Annotated in this window: 19 protein-coding genes; 12 read left to right on the forward strand and 7 right to left on the reverse strand. The window is 59.4% G+C overall.

The window, feature by feature from the left end; translation table 11 throughout:
• Nucleotides 1-36: 36 nt before the first annotated feature.
• Nucleotides 37-357, forward strand: coding sequence for a hypothetical protein (locus MUY21_RS08480; RefSeq protein WP_248409887.1), 321 nt, complete (start codon nucleotides 37-39; stop codon nucleotides 355-357).
• A 64-nt stretch (nucleotides 358-421) separates the two neighbouring features.
• Nucleotides 422-844: a VOC family protein gene (locus MUY21_RS08485; RefSeq protein ID WP_248409888.1), complete on the forward strand. Its 423-nt coding sequence runs from the start codon at nucleotides 422-424 to the stop codon at nucleotides 842-844.
• Nucleotides 845-850: 6 nt separating this feature from the next.
• Here MUY21_RS08485 and MUY21_RS08490 read toward each other — a convergent pair whose 3' ends face one another.
• Nucleotides 851-1,066 carry a hypothetical protein gene (locus MUY21_RS08490; protein ID WP_248409890.1) on the reverse strand — a complete coding sequence of 72 codons (216 nt, stop codon included), beginning with the start codon at nucleotides 1,064-1,066 and terminating at the stop codon, nucleotides 851-853.
• Nucleotides 1,067-1,077: 11 nt separating this feature from the next.
• Entirely contained in the window at nucleotides 1,078-1,731 is a 654-nt protein-coding gene (locus MUY21_RS08495) for an alpha/beta hydrolase (RefSeq protein ID WP_248409892.1), read from the reverse strand.
• A 187-nt stretch (nucleotides 1,732-1,918) separates the two neighbouring features.
• Between MUY21_RS08495 and MUY21_RS08500 the strand changes: the two genes are divergently transcribed.
• The 10 genes from MUY21_RS08500 (at nucleotide 1,919) to MUY21_RS08545 (ending at nucleotide 10,031) form a co-directional block, all read left to right on the forward strand.
• Entirely contained in the window at nucleotides 1,919-2,380 is a 462-nt protein-coding gene (locus tag MUY21_RS08500; RefSeq protein ID WP_248409893.1) for an Rrf2 family transcriptional regulator, read from the forward strand.
• A gap of 69 nt (nucleotides 2,381-2,449) precedes the next feature.
• On the forward strand, nucleotides 2,450-3,493 hold the full coding sequence (locus MUY21_RS08505) for a cysteine desulfurase family protein (RefSeq protein ID WP_248409895.1): 1,044 nt from the start codon (nucleotides 2,450-2,452) through the stop codon (nucleotides 3,491-3,493).
• A 28-nt stretch (nucleotides 3,494-3,521) separates the two neighbouring features.
• A complete protein-coding gene (sufB, locus tag MUY21_RS08510; protein WP_248409896.1) occupies nucleotides 3,522-5,045 on the forward strand; it encodes a Fe-S cluster assembly protein SufB in 1,524 nt (507 codons plus the stop codon).
• Nucleotides 5,046-5,075: 30 nt separating this feature from the next.
• The gene (locus MUY21_RS08515) at nucleotides 5,076-5,288 is read left to right on the forward strand and encodes a hypothetical protein (RefSeq protein ID WP_248409897.1); all 213 of its coding nucleotides are present in this window, start codon (nucleotides 5,076-5,078) and stop codon (nucleotides 5,286-5,288) included.
• Between the two features lie 26 nt (nucleotides 5,289-5,314).
• Nucleotides 5,315-5,626, forward strand: coding sequence for a heavy metal-binding domain-containing protein (locus MUY21_RS08520; RefSeq protein WP_248409898.1), 312 nt, complete (start codon nucleotides 5,315-5,317; stop codon nucleotides 5,624-5,626).
• 12 nt (nucleotides 5,627-5,638) lie between these two features.
• Nucleotides 5,639-6,403, forward strand: a complete 765-nt coding sequence (sufC, locus tag MUY21_RS08525) for a Fe-S cluster assembly ATPase SufC (protein WP_248409899.1) — start codon at nucleotides 5,639-5,641, stop codon at nucleotides 6,401-6,403.
• Complete coding sequence (gene sufD, locus MUY21_RS08530) at nucleotides 6,400-7,689, forward strand: Fe-S cluster assembly protein SufD (protein ID WP_248409900.1); 1,290 nt, start codon at nucleotides 6,400-6,402, stop codon at nucleotides 7,687-7,689. Before sufC ends, sufD begins: the two co-directional genes overlap by 4 nt.
• A gap of 15 nt (nucleotides 7,690-7,704) precedes the next feature.
• Entirely contained in the window at nucleotides 7,705-8,193 is a 489-nt protein-coding gene (locus MUY21_RS08535) for a YIP1 family protein (protein WP_248409901.1), read from the forward strand.
• A gap of 3 nt (nucleotides 8,194-8,196) precedes the next feature.
• Nucleotides 8,197-8,796 (forward strand): YIP1 family protein, encoded by a 600-nt coding sequence (locus tag MUY21_RS08540; RefSeq protein WP_248409903.1) that lies wholly within the window; start codon nucleotides 8,197-8,199, stop codon nucleotides 8,794-8,796.
• A 14-nt stretch (nucleotides 8,797-8,810) separates the two neighbouring features.
• Entirely contained in the window at nucleotides 8,811-10,031 is a 1,221-nt protein-coding gene (locus tag MUY21_RS08545; protein WP_248409904.1) for a cysteine desulfurase, read from the forward strand.
• 16 nt (nucleotides 10,032-10,047) lie between these two features.
• On the opposite strand, the gene MUY21_RS08550 is transcribed toward MUY21_RS08545, so the two are convergent.
• From MUY21_RS08550 to MUY21_RS08570, 5 genes are all read right to left on the reverse strand, one after another.
• A complete protein-coding gene (locus MUY21_RS08550) occupies nucleotides 10,048-10,665 on the reverse strand; it encodes a TetR/AcrR family transcriptional regulator (RefSeq protein ID WP_248409906.1) in 618 nt (205 codons plus the stop codon).
• Complete coding sequence (ppk2, locus tag MUY21_RS08555; RefSeq protein WP_248409907.1) at nucleotides 10,658-11,527, reverse strand: polyphosphate kinase 2; 870 nt, start codon at nucleotides 11,525-11,527, stop codon at nucleotides 10,658-10,660. The genes MUY21_RS08550 and ppk2 overlap by 8 nt, the downstream gene beginning before the upstream one ends.
• Nucleotides 11,528-11,601: 74 nt before the next feature.
• Nucleotides 11,602-12,540 carry a homoserine O-succinyltransferase gene (metA, locus tag MUY21_RS08560; RefSeq protein ID WP_248409909.1) on the reverse strand — a complete coding sequence of 313 codons (939 nt, stop codon included), beginning with the start codon at nucleotides 12,538-12,540 and terminating at the stop codon, nucleotides 11,602-11,604.
• 47 nt (nucleotides 12,541-12,587) lie between these two features.
• Complete coding sequence (locus MUY21_RS08565; RefSeq protein ID WP_248409910.1) at nucleotides 12,588-13,448, reverse strand: ATPase; 861 nt, start codon at nucleotides 13,446-13,448, stop codon at nucleotides 12,588-12,590.
• 160 nt (nucleotides 13,449-13,608) lie between these two features.
• A complete protein-coding gene (locus MUY21_RS08570; RefSeq protein WP_248409911.1) occupies nucleotides 13,609-14,667 on the reverse strand; it encodes a hypothetical protein in 1,059 nt (352 codons plus the stop codon).
• Between the last annotated feature and the right edge of the window lie 70 nt (nucleotides 14,668-14,737).

Consider the following 14,737-nt stretch of genomic DNA (forward strand, 5'->3'; position numbering starts at 1 on the left):
CGATGCGGCCGCCTCCGTCTGAAAGGAACGTTCTGAATGACGTCGAACGATGACAACGATTGGCGCCAGATCACCACGAAAGAAGCCTTTGTTCGCACCTTCGCCGACAAGGTTCTGGTGGGTGACGGGATGGAGTTCACCATCCATTCCGATGGCCGGATGTCGGGCCGGATCAACGGCGAGGTTTTGACGGGCAATTGGTACTGGTCCGGGAAGTTTTTTTGTCGAACCGCCATGTGGCGGGGCGAAGACCTTGGTCTGGACTGTGAAACAATCGAAGCCCGTCGATCTCAGATGCGCTATACTCGTGACAAAGGGCGCGGCGAAGCGTCGGTTGTCGAAATCAAGCTGCCCTGACAGCGCAGCGTGTGCCCCATAACAGGCCAGACGTTCAAGCGTCCCGGCCACATCAAGGGAAGGATTGACGATCGCAAAGGTAACCGGCATCGGCGGCGTATTCATCAAGTCGACCGGCGATGGTGCGACGCTCGCGAAGTGGTACAGGGATCATTTGGGGATCGAACTGTCCGATTTTGGTGGTGCGATCCTGAAATGGCAGGACGACACAGGCGATGACGGGGGGCTGACCGTCTGGGCGACGGCCGACAGGGACAGCACCTGGTTTGCCCCCAGCAGGGCCGGTTTCATGATCAACTACCGGGTGGATGATCTGGATGGCCTGCTTGCCCAGCTGAAGGCGGCAGGCGTACAGATCGTCGCCGGATCCGAGCGTCATGAGAACGGCGATTTCGCCTGGATCATGGACCCGGAGGGAAACAAGGTCGAGCTTTGGCAGCCTTGCGAATGGGATGATACGCGCAGGAAAGACCGGGAACCGACGTGATCCAGCTCAGGTATATTTCCTGAGCAGCGCCTGCAACTGCGCCCGCCCGCGCGCCTCGGCGCGGCGGATGCGGACGGCGGTCATAAACGCTTCTTCAAGCGTGGTCGAAGAGGATCCGATGGTCTTCTTGATCTCGTCCACAAGGTCTTCGTTTCCCGTCAGCTCAACCGCTTCCAGCACGTCCTTGGCCATCGCGTCTGCAACCTGTTCCAGAAGATCCATCGTGACCCCGTTCAGCGTGTCGTTTCGGTCAGGCGGCGGCGGACATATTCATCCACATGGGTGATCATCGTGTCCATATGGTCATTTTCGAAGAAATGGCCGGAGCGCTCGATCTCGGTGTGGGTGATGGTGATGCCCTTCTGTTCGTGCAGCTTGTTCACCAGCGCATGGGTGTCAGCAGGTGGGGCCACACGGTCGGCGGTGCCGTTTATGATCAGACCCGAACTGGGGCAGGGGGCCAGGAAGCTGAAATCATACATGTTGGCAGGCGGGCTGACCGACACGAAACCGGTGATTTCGGGCCGACGCATCAAAAGCTGCATGCCGATCCATGCCCCGAATGAGAAACCCGCGACCCAGCAATGCTTGGCGTTCTGGTTCATGGATTGCAGGTAATCCAGCGCCGAGGCCGCGTCGGACAATTCGCCCACGCCCTGATCATATTCCCCCTGGCTGCGCCCCACGCCACGGAAATTGAACCGCAGCACGTTGAACCCCATGTTGTGGAACGCATAATGCAGGTTATAGACCACCTTGTTGTTCATCGTGCCGCCGAATTGCGGGTGTGGATGAAGAATGATGGCGATGGGGGCGTCTTTTTCTTTCTGTGCGTGATAGCGGCCTTCAAGACGGCCTTCGGGGCCGGGAAAAATCACTTCGGGCATTCGGTCGTGGCCTCTTCTTTTCGTCGGTTCCTGCGTCGTGCTGCCACTGCCAGCTTTCTTGACGCATACGGACCCGCACCATAATACAGGGGTGGCGATTTGGCGGGTGCTGGACCTGCCTTTACCAGTCCTAAGTGACCTAGTGGCGATAGTCCAAAAGGTCAATGTTTTTGCGGGAGGTTACGCGATGAAGCTGTCAACCAAGGGGCGCTATGCTATGGTCGCGCTGGCCGATCTGGCGTTGCAAGATGACGACAGCCTGTTGTCGCTGACCGATCTGGCCAAGCGGCAGGATATTTCCCTTCCCTATCTGGAACAGCTTTTCGTCAAGCTGCGCCGTGCCGGTCTGGTCGACAGCGTGCGCGGGCCGGGCGGGGGTTATAAACTGGCACGGGCTGCGTCCGATATTCGCGTGTCGGAGGTTCTGGAAGCGGTCGATGAAACCGTATCGGCCATGCACAAGGGGGCAGGGGCGTCGGGGGCCAGTTCAGGCTCGAAGGCGCAATCCATGACCAACCGCTTGTGGGAAGGGTTGTCGGCGCATGTTTATGTGTTCCTGCACCAGACGCGACTGTCGGACGTGGTGAAGAACGAGCTGACACCGTGCCCTGCTGTGCCGACATTGTTTGCGGTTGTGGATGAGGAATAAGCCGCTGCGCGGCGATTCAAGGCCTTCGGCGAGGATATTTACAACAAGAAAATGCGAGGGAGTGCGCCGGTGAGCCGCGTGTATCTGGACTGGAACGCCACGACGCCACTGCGACCTGAGGCCAAGGCAGCGATGGTCGCGGCGATGGATGTGGTGGGCAACCCATCCTCGGTTCACGCCGAGGGACGGGCGGCGAAAGGTCTGATTGAACGGGCGCGCAAGGACCTGGCGGCGGCCTTGGGGGCCGAAGGGGCGGACATCATCTTCACCTCTTCCGCGACCGAGGCGGCGGCGTTGGCGCTGCAGGGTCACGGCATTGCCTGCGCTGGGATCGAACATGATGCGGTGCGCAGTTGGTGTGATGAAAGCCTGTCGTCAGATATGGATGGCATCGTGTCCGTTCCCGATCCGGCCCGCAGCGCGTTGCAGGTCGCGAATTCGGAAACCGGGGTGATCCAGACCTTGCCAGAGGGGCTTTTCCTGACCGACGCGACACAGGCTTTTGGGAAGATCCCCTTTGCGTTCAACTGGTGTGGGGCGCAGATGGCGATCGTCTCGGCGCACAAGCTCGGGGGGCCAAAGGGTGTCGGCGCTTTGGTGGTCAAACGCGGCACCGATATCGAAGCGCGGATCAAGGGCGGCGGGCAGGAAATGGGCCGCCGGTCGGGCACCGAGAATGTGATCGGCATCGCCGGGTTTGCCGCCGCAGCCAAAGCGGCGCAATACGATCTGGAGGCGGGCACCTGGACCGCCATTGAAAAACTTAGAAAGATTCTAGAAAACACCATTGCGGAATCAGCAAAAGAGACTATTTTTGTCGGGAAAGACGCGAACAGGCTTCCCAACACCTCGTGCTTCATCACTCCGGGCTGGAAGGGCGAGACACAGGTGATGGTGATGGACCTGGCCGGTATTGCGGTTTCCGCAGGGTCGGCTTGTTCATCGGGGAAGGTAAAATCCAGCGCCGCCCTGGTGGCAATGGGCTTTGACCGGGATCATGCGGGATGCGCGTTGCGTGTCTCGCTTGGCCCCATGACGAGTGAGGATGAGGTGCGCGCCTTTGCCGAGGCGTGGATCAGAGAATACAGGAAATTTCGGGCGCGGGGTCGATGACCCCCGTTCCCCCGAATGAAAGGACGACATGGCCGGTGCAGATGAACTGAACGTCAAGGAAGGCGTGGAAGAAGAAACCGTCGAGGCGGTAAAATCGCTGGCCGGCCAATACAAGTATGGCTGGGAAACAGATATCGAGATGGAGTACGCGCCCAAGGGCCTGAACCCCGATATCGTGCGGCTGATTTCCGAGAAGAACGAAGAACCCGAATGGATGACCGAATGGCGTCTGGCGGCCTTCGCACGTTGGGAAAAGATGGTGGAGCCGGATTGGGCGATGCTGAACTATCCCGAAATCGACTTTCAGGATCAGTATTACTATGCCCGGCCCAAGTCGATGGAGGTGAAGCCGAAGTCTTTGGACGAGGTTGATCCCAAGCTGCTGGCGACATACGAAAAATTGGGTATTCCGCTGAAGGAACAGATGATCCTGGCCGGGGTCGAAGGGGCCGAAGACGTGCCCGCCGAAGGCCGCAAGGTCGCGGTGGATGCGGTGTTTGACAGCGTGTCCGTGGGCACCACGTTTCAGGCAGAACTGAAGAGGGCCGGTGTCATCTTTTGTTCCATTTCTGAAGCAATCAAGGAACACCCCGAACTGGTGAAGAAATACCTCGGTTCTGTCGTGCCGGTCAGCGACAACTATTATGCGACGCTGAACTCGGCCGTGTTCTCGGACGGGTCGTTCGTCTATATCCCGCCCAACACCCGCTGCCCGATGGAGCTGTCCACCTATTTCCGCATCAACGCGGAAAATACCGGCCAATTTGAACGCACGCTGATCATCGCCGACAAAGGGTCTTACGTCAGCTATCTGGAAGGCTGCACAGCCCCCCAGCGCGACACCGCGCAGCTGCACGCCGCCGTGGTCGAGATCATCATCGAAGAAGACGCCGAGGTGAAATACTCGACCGTTCAGAACTGGTTTCCCGGCGATGAAGAGGGCAAGGGCGGCATCTATAACTTCGTGACCAAGCGCGCCGATTGCCGGGGCGACCGGTCGAAAGTGATGTGGACGCAGGTGGAAACCGGCTCTGCCGTGACGTGGAAATACCCGTCCTGCCTGCTCCGTGGCAACGAAAGCCAGGGCGAGTTCTATTCCATCGCCATCACCAACAACCACCAGCAGGCCGATACCGGCACCAAGATGGTGCATCTTGGGCGCGATACCAAATCGCGCATCGTGTCCAAGGGCATTTCGGCAGGCGTGGCGCAGAACACTTATCGGGGCCTTGTGTCGATGCACCCGAAGGCCAAGAACTCGCGCAACTACACACAGTGCGACAGCCTTTTGATCGGCGATAAATGCGGTGCGCACACCGTGCCGTATATCGAAGTGAAGAACAATTCCTCGCGCGTGGAACATGAGGCGACGACCTCGAAGGTGGATGACGAGCAAATGTTCTATTGCCGCCAGCGGGGCATGGACGAAGAAGAGGCCGTTGCCCTGATCGTCAATGGCTTCGCCAAGGAAGTGCTGCAAGCGCTGCCGATGGAATTTGCCATGGAAGCTCAACAGCTTGTGGCGATTTCGCTGGAAGGGTCTGTGGGCTGATCAGCGCCCCGAGTGAGCCGAGGATTGATCATGGAACAAAACAACAAGGGTCAGGCATTCTGGGCCAGCGTTGAATCCGCGTTGCCCTACGTGTTGCCGGCCATCGGCGGCGGGGCGGCCGTGATTTACATCAACACCCACAAGATGGACCAATTGAATCCGATGATCTGGATTCCGGTCGGGATCTTTCTGGGATGGGCTACGTCGCGCGGTGTGATGAAGCTGTTGGATCTGTGGCGCTGAGACCTGCGCAGTTAAGGAGCGGAGAAATGATCATCACCACAACCCCATCCGTCGAGGGCCATCCCATCGTCACCTATCACGGTATCGTCACCGGTGAAGCCATTCTGGGCGCTAACATTTTTCGCGATATCTTTGCACAGGTGCGCGACATCGTGGGCGGTCGCTCGGGCGCATATGAAGAAGAACTGGGCCGGGCGCGGCGTACCGCGCTGGCCGAGATGGAAGAACATGCGGCGTCCTTGGGCGCCAACGCGGTCGTGGGCGTGGACCTCGACTATGAAGTGATCAACAACATGCTGATGGTGTCGGCCTCGGGCACGGCTGTCACTGTTTCGTAAGGACGATAGAAAATGCTGAAAATCAACAACTTGCACGTCAAACTTGAAGAAGAAGATAAGCGCATCCTGAAAGGCGTTGATCTTGAGGTGCCCGCCGGGTCGGTGCATGCGATCATGGGGCCGAACGGGTCGGGCAAATCGACCTTGTCCTATGTCCTGTCGGGCCGTGACGGCTATGAAGTGACCGAGGGCAGCGCCACGCTAGAAGGCGAAGACCTGCTGGAGATGGAGCCGGAAGAACGCGCCGCCGCAGGCCTGTTCCTGGCCTTCCAATACCCGGTCGAAATTCCCGGCGTTGGCAACATGACATTCCTGCGCACCGCCGTGAATGCCCAACGTAAGGCGCGCGGGCAGGACGAGATGTCAGCCGCCGATTTCCTGAAATTCATCCGCGCCAAGGCGAAAGAGCTGAATATCGACGCCGAAATGCTGAAACGCCCGGTCAATGTGGGCTTTTCGGGTGGCGAGAAGAAGCGCAACGAGATCCTGCAGATGGCGATGCTGGAACCGAAGATGTGCATCCTGGATGAAACCGATTCAGGTTTGGACGTGGACGCGATGAAACTGGTGTCGGACGGGGTGAACGCCCTGCGCGATCAGGGCCGCGCGTTCCTGGTCATCACCCACTATCAGCGTCTGCTTGATCACATCAAACCGGACGTGGTGCACATCATGGCCGATGGCCGCATCGTCAAATCGGGTGGTCCCGAACTGGCGCTTGAGGTTGAAACCAACGGCTACGCCGACATCCTGGCCGAAATGGAGGTCGAGGCATGAACACCGCCACCAAGCAAGCCCCCGCGGTGATCAGCGCCGAGGCGCGCCCCGTTTCGGGCGCCTGGGCACAGGATGCCCGCGCCGACGCTGCCCGGCGCCTTGCCGAGATGGGGCTGCCGACGCGCCGTGACGAATACTGGAAATGGACCCGGCCCGACAGCCTGATTGCCGCCGTGCCCGACGCTGCTGCGGTTTTCGATTACGAAGGCGAACCGCCGGTCTTTCACCAGATCGACCGGCTGAAAATCGTCTTCGTTGACGGCGTGTTCGACGCCACCGCCTCGGATGATCTGTCCGGCGAAGGGATCGAGATTGAGCGTCTGGCGGATGCCGCAGCCGCCGATATCCATTGGGCCAAGGAGCTCTATGGTGTGCTGGAAGCGCGGGGGCAAAACCCTGTCGCGCGCCCGTTGGCCGCATACAACACAGCCATGGCCACCGATGGTGTGGTGATCCGTGTCACCGGCGAGGTCAGCCGCCCTGTCAGCCTGTTCTATCGCCACGAGGACGCCACCTCGGACGCTGTTCTGCACCACGTGATCCGGTTGGAAGAGGGGGCGAAACTGACGCTTCTGGAAAACGGCGCGGCGGCTGCCCGGTTCTCGAACGTGTGCGAGGTCGACGTGGCGGATGGGGCCGAGTTTCACCACGTGCGCGCGCAGGGGCGCGACCATGAACGGCAGGCGATAACCCATATGTTCGCCCGTCTGGGCGCTGACTCGGTATTCAAGAGCTTCACCATGACGGTGAATGGCCGCCTGACCCGCAACGAATGCGTGATAGAATTTCTGGGCGACGACGCCACTGCGCATGTGGCGGGTGCCGCCTTGGGCGACGGGGCTGATGGTGACTTTCACCACGATGATACCGTGTTCGTCACCCATGACGCGGTGGCGTGTGAAAGCCGCCAGGTGTTCAAGAAAGTGCTGAAAAACGGCGCAGAAGGCGTGTTTCAGGGCAAGATCCTTGTCAAACCAGATGCGCAAAAGACCGACGGTTATCAAAAATCGCAGTCGCTTTTGCTGGACGAAGACGCCAGTTTTCAGGCCAAACCCGAGCTTGAGATCTATGCCGATGACGTGATCTGTTCGCACGGATCAACGTCAGGCGCGATTGATGAAGAGGCCTTGTTCTACCTGCGCTCGCGCGGTGTGCCGGCCCATATCGCGACCGATCTTCTGGTGTTGGCTTTCCTGGCCGACGCGATCGACGAGATCGAGGACGACACCATCGCCGCCGAGATCAACGACCGGCTGGATGCGTGGCTTGCCCGCCATCGCGGCTGATCAGGGCGTGATGCGATGTCCGTGATTGATGATGTGATCCGCAGCTACCGCGCCCCGCGCGCGGTGTTTCGGCGCAGGCTTGATCGGGGCACGCGCGAAGACAAGGCGCTGGCCGTCCTGATGGGGGGGTGCCTTCTGGTTTTTGCCGCCCAATTGCCCCGTCTGGCCCGTGTCGCGCATGAAACGGGCGAAGACCTGAACATGCTGATGGGGGGCACCATGCTGGCGTGGATCTTCATCATGCCGCTGGCTTTCTATGTGATCGGCACGCTCAGCCACATGCTGATGCGGCTTGCAGGCGGCAAGGGCACGGCGTTCGGCGCGCGGTTTGCCCTGTTCTGGGCGCTTCTCTGTGCCTCGCCGCTGTGGCTTCTTTGGGGTCTTGTGGCCGGGTTCATTGGCGAGGGCGTGCAAATGAGCCTGACCGGCGCGCTTGCCCTGTTGGCATTCCTTCTGTTCTGGTCCATCAACCTTCGGGAAGCGGAACGCGGGGTGGAAGGATGAACCATGCGGCTTGAACCTGGGTATCTGTTTGGTATGGCGCTGCAAACAGTGCCGGAACCACGCAAGGTCGCGCGCGATCTGTTCGACCTGAACCTTCCGCGCGAGACATTGTGGACCGCGCTGGCGCTGGTGGTGGTGGTGAATGCCGCCCTGGGTGTGCTGGCGGGAATGATGTTTCCGCTTGATGCCGCACAGGTGGGGTCCGTCCTGTCCAGCCCGGTTCTGCTGGGGGTGATCGAGGCGGCGTTCATGTTCGGGCTGGCCTGGGGCATATATGTGATCGGGCGGATGTTCGGCGGGCAGGGCGGCCTGTCGGACGCCATCATCACTGTCGTCTGGATGGAATTCATCTTTCTGATGGTGCAGGCCCTGACCTTGCTTCTGACCCTGTTCGCACCGGGCCTGGCCGCGATCACCATGATCGCCTCGATCTTCCTGTTTTTCTGGGTGCTGAGCCATTTCACCACCGAAAGCCATGGCTTTGCATCCACAGGGCTGGTCTTTGCGTCGATCCTGGGCTTCATGATCCTGACGGTCTTTGCCCTGTCTTTCCTTCTGGTCCTTCTGGGTGTCGAACCGGCGCCGATGACCCTTCCCAACTGATCGGAGCCCGCGTCATGTTCGATATCAACACAGTCCGGGCCGACTTTCCCATCCTGTCGCGGCAGGTGAATGGCCAGCCTCTGACCTATCTGGACAATGGCGCTTCGGCGCAGAAGCCGCAGGTGGTGATTGACGCCGTGACACGCGCCTATGCCGAGGAATACTCCAATGTTCACCGAGGGTTGCATTACCTGTCAAACCTGGCGACCGAGAAATACGAGGCCGTTCGGGGCATTGTCGCGCGCTTTTTGAACGCCGGTTCGGAAGCCGAGATCATTTTCAACTCCGGCACCACCGAAGGCATCAACCTTGTCTCATATGGCTGGGCCGCGCCGCGGATGCAGGCGGGGGACGAGATCATCCTGTCCACGCTGGAGCATCACGCCAATATCGTGCCCTGGCATTTCCTGCGCGAACGTCAAGGCGTGGTGCTGAAATGGGTCGACCCGGAACCGGATGGGTCACTGGATCCGCAAAAGGTGCTGGACGCAATCACCGACCGCACCCGTTTGATTGCCGTCACCCAGTGTTCGAACGTGTTCGGCACCGTGGTGGATGTGAAAACCATCTGCACTGAGGCACGCGCCAGGAATGTGCCGGTGTTGGTGGATGGCTCGCAGGGGGCCGTGCATATGCCGGTCAACGTGCAGGATATCGGCTGTGATTTCTATGCGATCACCGGGCACAAGCTCTATGGTCCCTCCGGGTCGGGGGCGATCTATATCCGAGCCGATCGACAGGCCGAGATGCGGCCCTTCTTCGGCGGCGGTGACATGATCAACGAGGTGACGAAGGACAATGTCACCTATGCCGCGCCGCCCTTGAAATTCGAGGCCGGCACCCCGGGCATCGTACAGACCATCGGTATGGGCGTGGCGTTGGAATATCTGATGGATCTGGGCATGGACAACGTTGCCGCCCACGAGGCCGCGCTGGCCTCCTATGCGTCCGAACGGCTGGACGGGCTGAATTGGGTGAACGTGCAAGGCACCGCACCCGGCAAGGCGGCGATCTTCTCTTTGACGATGGAAGGCGCGGCGCATGCGCATGACATCTCGACCATTCTTGACAAGAAGGGCATTGCGATCCGGGCGGGCCATCATTGTGCCAAACCGTTGATGGAGCATCTGGGCGTGTCGGCAACGGCGCGGGCGTCGTTCGGGCTTTACAACACGAAAGACGAGGTGGATCGCCTGATTGACGGGTTGGAGCTGTGTCACCGCTTGCTGGTCTGACCGGCAGCGCAGTGCATCAATCGTCCGGCCGGATCAGCCCCAAACCGCGAAGATAGATCCCGATCCCGCTTTCCAGAAGCTCTTCGGGCGGGAAGGGGCTTTTCTGCCCCGGACTGCCACGCCCGAACAGTTCAACCACGCCGTGGCTCATCGCCCAGATATGGGCGCTGACCATCCGTGCGGGGGGGCGCTTGTTTTCGGGGATGTTCTCGGCCAGACGCTCGGCGGCCTTTTCCAGAACCCCCATTGCTCGCCCAGCCACGCGGGCCAGTTCGGCGGAATGGTTGGTGGAGATCCCGCTTTCAAACATCGAGATATAGTGGCCGGGATATTTGCGAGCAAAGGCGAGGTAGGCCCGGCCCGTGGCCTCGAAACTGGCCAGGGCGGATGGCTGACCCTTGTCATAGGCATAGACCATCAAATCAGCAAAAATTTCATACCCCTGACGTGCGGCCTCGGCGATCAGGTCTTCGCGCCCGGCAAAGTGGCGATAGACGGCGGCAGGGGTGACGCCTGCCTGCTTGGCAGCTTCGGACAGGGTGAAGCCGGTCGGGCCCTTCGCCTCGATCAGTTCAAGGGCTGCATCGACCAGCGCCTGCCTGAGATTTCCGTGGTGATAACCGCGTTTAGCCATCCCAAACCTCTGGCCCACCGCTGATCCTGCTGTCTGGCGCATGCGCGACGTTTTTGTCTTTACCTGCGTATTCAATGTTTTGCAGCACGGAACGAATGGCGGCAAGACGCGCACGTTTCTTGTCGTCTGACCGCACAATGGTCCAGGGCGCGCGCGGGCGATGGCTGCGATCAAAGGTTTCCTTGATTGCGTCGGTATAGGCGTCCCACCGGTTCAGACCTTCGACATCAATCCAGCTGAGTTTCCACTGTTTCAGCGGGTTCTTTTCGCGCGCAAGGAAGCGCCGCAATTGCTCAGCCCGTCCAACATTCAGCCACAGCTTCACGAAATGGATGCCTTCATCGACCAGCATGTCCTCGAAGTCGGGAAGCTGGCGGAAGAAGGCTTCGCGCTCGGCCACGGTGCAGAAGTCGAACACCTTCTCAACCACCGCGCGGTTGTACCAGGATCGGTCGAACAATGTGATCTCACCTTCGGTCGGCAAGTGTTTGACATAACGTTGAAAATACCACTCACCTGCCTCACGGTCGGACGGTTTTGACAAGGCCACGACCCGCGCCACACGCGGGTTCAGGTTTCCACGAAATCGCTTGATGGTGCCGCCTTTGCCCGCCGCATCGCGCCCTTCGAAGATCACCACGACGCGCTTGCCCGTGGCTTTCACATCGGCCTGCAGTTTGACCAGTTCAAGCTGAAGCGCCTCGATCTCGGCCTGATAGATTTTCTTGTCCATCCGGTTGTCATAGGGATAGGTGTCCGACAGGATGTCTTTCTTGTGACCCTCTGCAATCGCTCTTTTAACCGCATCCGGTGCAGTCTCATGAAAAAATTTCGAGATGGCACCATCGAACGGCAAAGACATACGCAAACTCCTGATTTCACGCCATTATGGGGCGAAGGCCGCGGGTTGGCAATCGCCAGGCGACCCCGGCCAGGTCAGTTGCGGCGGTCTTGTCTGGTTTCCCCGATCTGGTCGATGTCGAACGGCGTGGTCAGATACATCTCGCTGATCCAGTTGGCGTAAAGCAGATGCGCATGGCTGCGCCACCGGTTTTCGGGCCGTTTCGTCGGATCATTGCCGGGATAGTAATTGATCGGCACATTGATCGGTGCGCCCTTGGCGATGTCACGGTCATATTCACCCTTCAGCGTGCCCGTGTCATATTCGAAATGATTGAAGATATAGAGCGCGCGATGCGCCGTATCTTCGACCAGGCACGGCCCGACCTCGTCCGATCCCAACAGGGTTCTCAGCCCGTCAGCGGCGTCAATTTCGGCCTGCCGCATCTCGGTCCAGCGGCTGACGGGCACCACGCAAGTGTCTGAAAACCCGCGCAGATAAGGCGAAGCGGGATCAAGGTTCTTTTGCGGGAAGCACCCGAAGGCCTTGGCCTCCAGTATATGTTTCTTGACCTTGTGGAAGTGATAGATCATCGCCATCCCCCCCCAGCAAACGCCGAAGGTGGAATGCACGTTCGTCTGTGTCCAGTCGAAGATCTGGCTGATTTCATCCCAATAGGTGACGTCTTCGAAGGGCAGATGCTCGATCGGCGCGCCGGTGATGATCAACCCGTCGAATTTCTGATCGCGCACGTCCTCCCACGGCTGATAGAACGCACCGATATGCGCCTGACTGGTGGTTTTCGACGTATGCTCGGACGGGCGCAAAAGGGTCAGCTCGATCTGCAACGGATGTGCACCGATCAGCCGGGAAAACTGGGTCTCGGTCTCGATCTTCTTGGGCATCAGGTTCAACAGCGCAATCCGCATCGGGCGGATGTCCTGCTTGTCGGCCTGATCTTCGGACATGACCATCACGCCCTCGTCCTTCAGCACATTTGCTGCGGGCAGGGATGAGGGGATCTTGATCGGCATGTCAGATGTCCTTGGTCAACAACAGAAGGTGGTAAGATAGGTGTGGATCAGGCGGCGTCAATCGCCGTGGCGATCATCGCCGTGAAATCCTGCGGCGTCTGGATCGCGGACACCTCGTGGGCGCAGAGCGACACGCCATAGCGCGCCATGTGTTCATATAGCGGCTGACGATGGGCAAGCGCCTGCGCATAGGTCCAGCGAATGAAGGCGTCGGGTTCAACTTCGTCGGCTTTCAAGCTGTTTTTCAACAGATAATCCTCCCACACCCGGGCCAGGAACTCAGGTTGATAGGCCATGGGTTTGGGGTCGCGGTCGAAGCGGTCAATCAGGCGTTGGGTATGCGCCTCGTCCCCCCTGAGCCAGACCAGTAGGCAATGCTGACTTAGCTCAGCGATCAGGGGGTCGTTTTCGCACAGGGCCGGATCGATCCATTCGCAGATCGACCCGCCGGTGTCGCAGATGAAATGCGGATAGCCATAGATTTTTTCGGCCCGTTCGATGAAATGGCCGGTGTCCATCAAGGCGGCGGTTTCGGCTGTGCGAAACTGTGACTGGCGGCGGCGATATTCCTCGATCGGCAGCCCGCCCTTGCCGGGGGCACCGGGTTTGCCCAGATAGGTGGCCATCGGGGTCAGGTGGTCGAACCGGATCTTGGGCGCGATGCGGATCGAATCCGACAAAAGCAGGTCGCGCAGAAAGGGCACCTGCATCGCCTGGGTTTTCAGATTGTCGGTGATGTATTCGTCCATGTACCGGGTGCCGATCCGGTAGTCGATCGAGTAGTGGAACCAATCGCCCTGTTTGCGCAGCATCGTCGACAGAAAGGTCTTGCCCAAGCCGGACATGCCAAAAAACAACACCCGCTTGTGCGGGGCATCCAGCCAGTCCTGCGCGTTTTGATACAGCATCGTTCACCCGGTCATTTTGGTCCTTGGTAAGGGGCCAGGACGGGCGGGTCAATTGGTTCGCATCATCCTGGGAAGGCAGGTGAAAAGAAAACTCGGCGTGAAACGAAAAACGCCCCGCGCATCAGGCACAGGGCGTTTACAAAGGTCTGCTGAGTGTAGCTCAGAAACGCAGGCCCATTTTTACGCCGACAGCCACGGCGCTGCCACCGTCATAGACCACGGGCAGGCCACCCGATGTCACCGTTTTGGTGTCGAACTTGGTGTATTGTACACCCGCCGCAATGTCGTAATTGCCCTGGGTGTATTTGGCACCAAGTGCGATCGAGCGTGATGCGCCTGCCGGTGCCAGGAAGGTGGTGCCGGTGTCCGACCCGCCTTCATACCCCAGCGACAGCGACACCGACCAATTTTCGTTCAGACGGCGCCCGATGCCGAGCTCATAAGATGTAATGTCCTCGACAAAGTTCACCCAGTTGGCGTCCCCGAAGGCCGGGCCGGTCGTATCCAGCGAGATTCCATCCCATTTTGCGTGACGGATCGAACCGAACAGCAATGTGTTTTCAGCAATACCGGTCTGGAAATCCAGATTGATGGCTTCCGGCATCTCAACGGAACCGGTCACGGCATCCACTCCGAACGGCGTGGCGCGTACGCCGGTCAACGCATGATCGACCGCGGTGAAATAGGTCAGGGCCACACGCAGCGCGATCTCGGGCTTTTCATAAGCCACGCCGACAAGACCACCCCATTCGGTGCCGCTTTCCGCGCTCAATGCCCCAAGGCTCGAAATGATCTCACCCGAGACTTTCTGGGCGCGCACACCGCCGTGGACCGAGAACCCATTGCCCATTTCATAGCGCAAAATACCGGTCAGAGCCGAGCTTTTGACCTCGGCCATACCCGGGGCTAGAGGGGGGTCGATATAGGAGATGCTGGCGCCATAGGGCTGGTCCCAGATCAGTGCAAGGCTCAGGTTGTCGCTCAACTGGGTCTTGTATCCCAATGAAAACATCGAGAAATCGACGGCCGACTGGCTGATCGGAAAGACACCGGCAGCGGTTCCTTCGATGGTCGGGCTGACATTGGCGTATGAGAAGGACAGGTAGTTGCCTTCCTCAAACAGGATCGAAATGTCCTGGTCAGACCGATCAATCCCCGCCTGTGCGGTGGTCGCTGCCGCGGTGAAAAGCGCAGCGGTTGTGAGTGTTAGTTTGTTCATCATTCCTCCCGTGAACCACAAACTGTCCGATAAGTGGGTTACATAATCCAAAGCTATTTGTCGCAGTTGA

Source organism: Aliiroseovarius sp. S2029 (genome assembly GCF_023195575.1).
GTDB classification, from domain to species: domain Bacteria; phylum Pseudomonadota; class Alphaproteobacteria; order Rhodobacterales; family Rhodobacteraceae; genus Aliiroseovarius; species Aliiroseovarius zhejiangensis.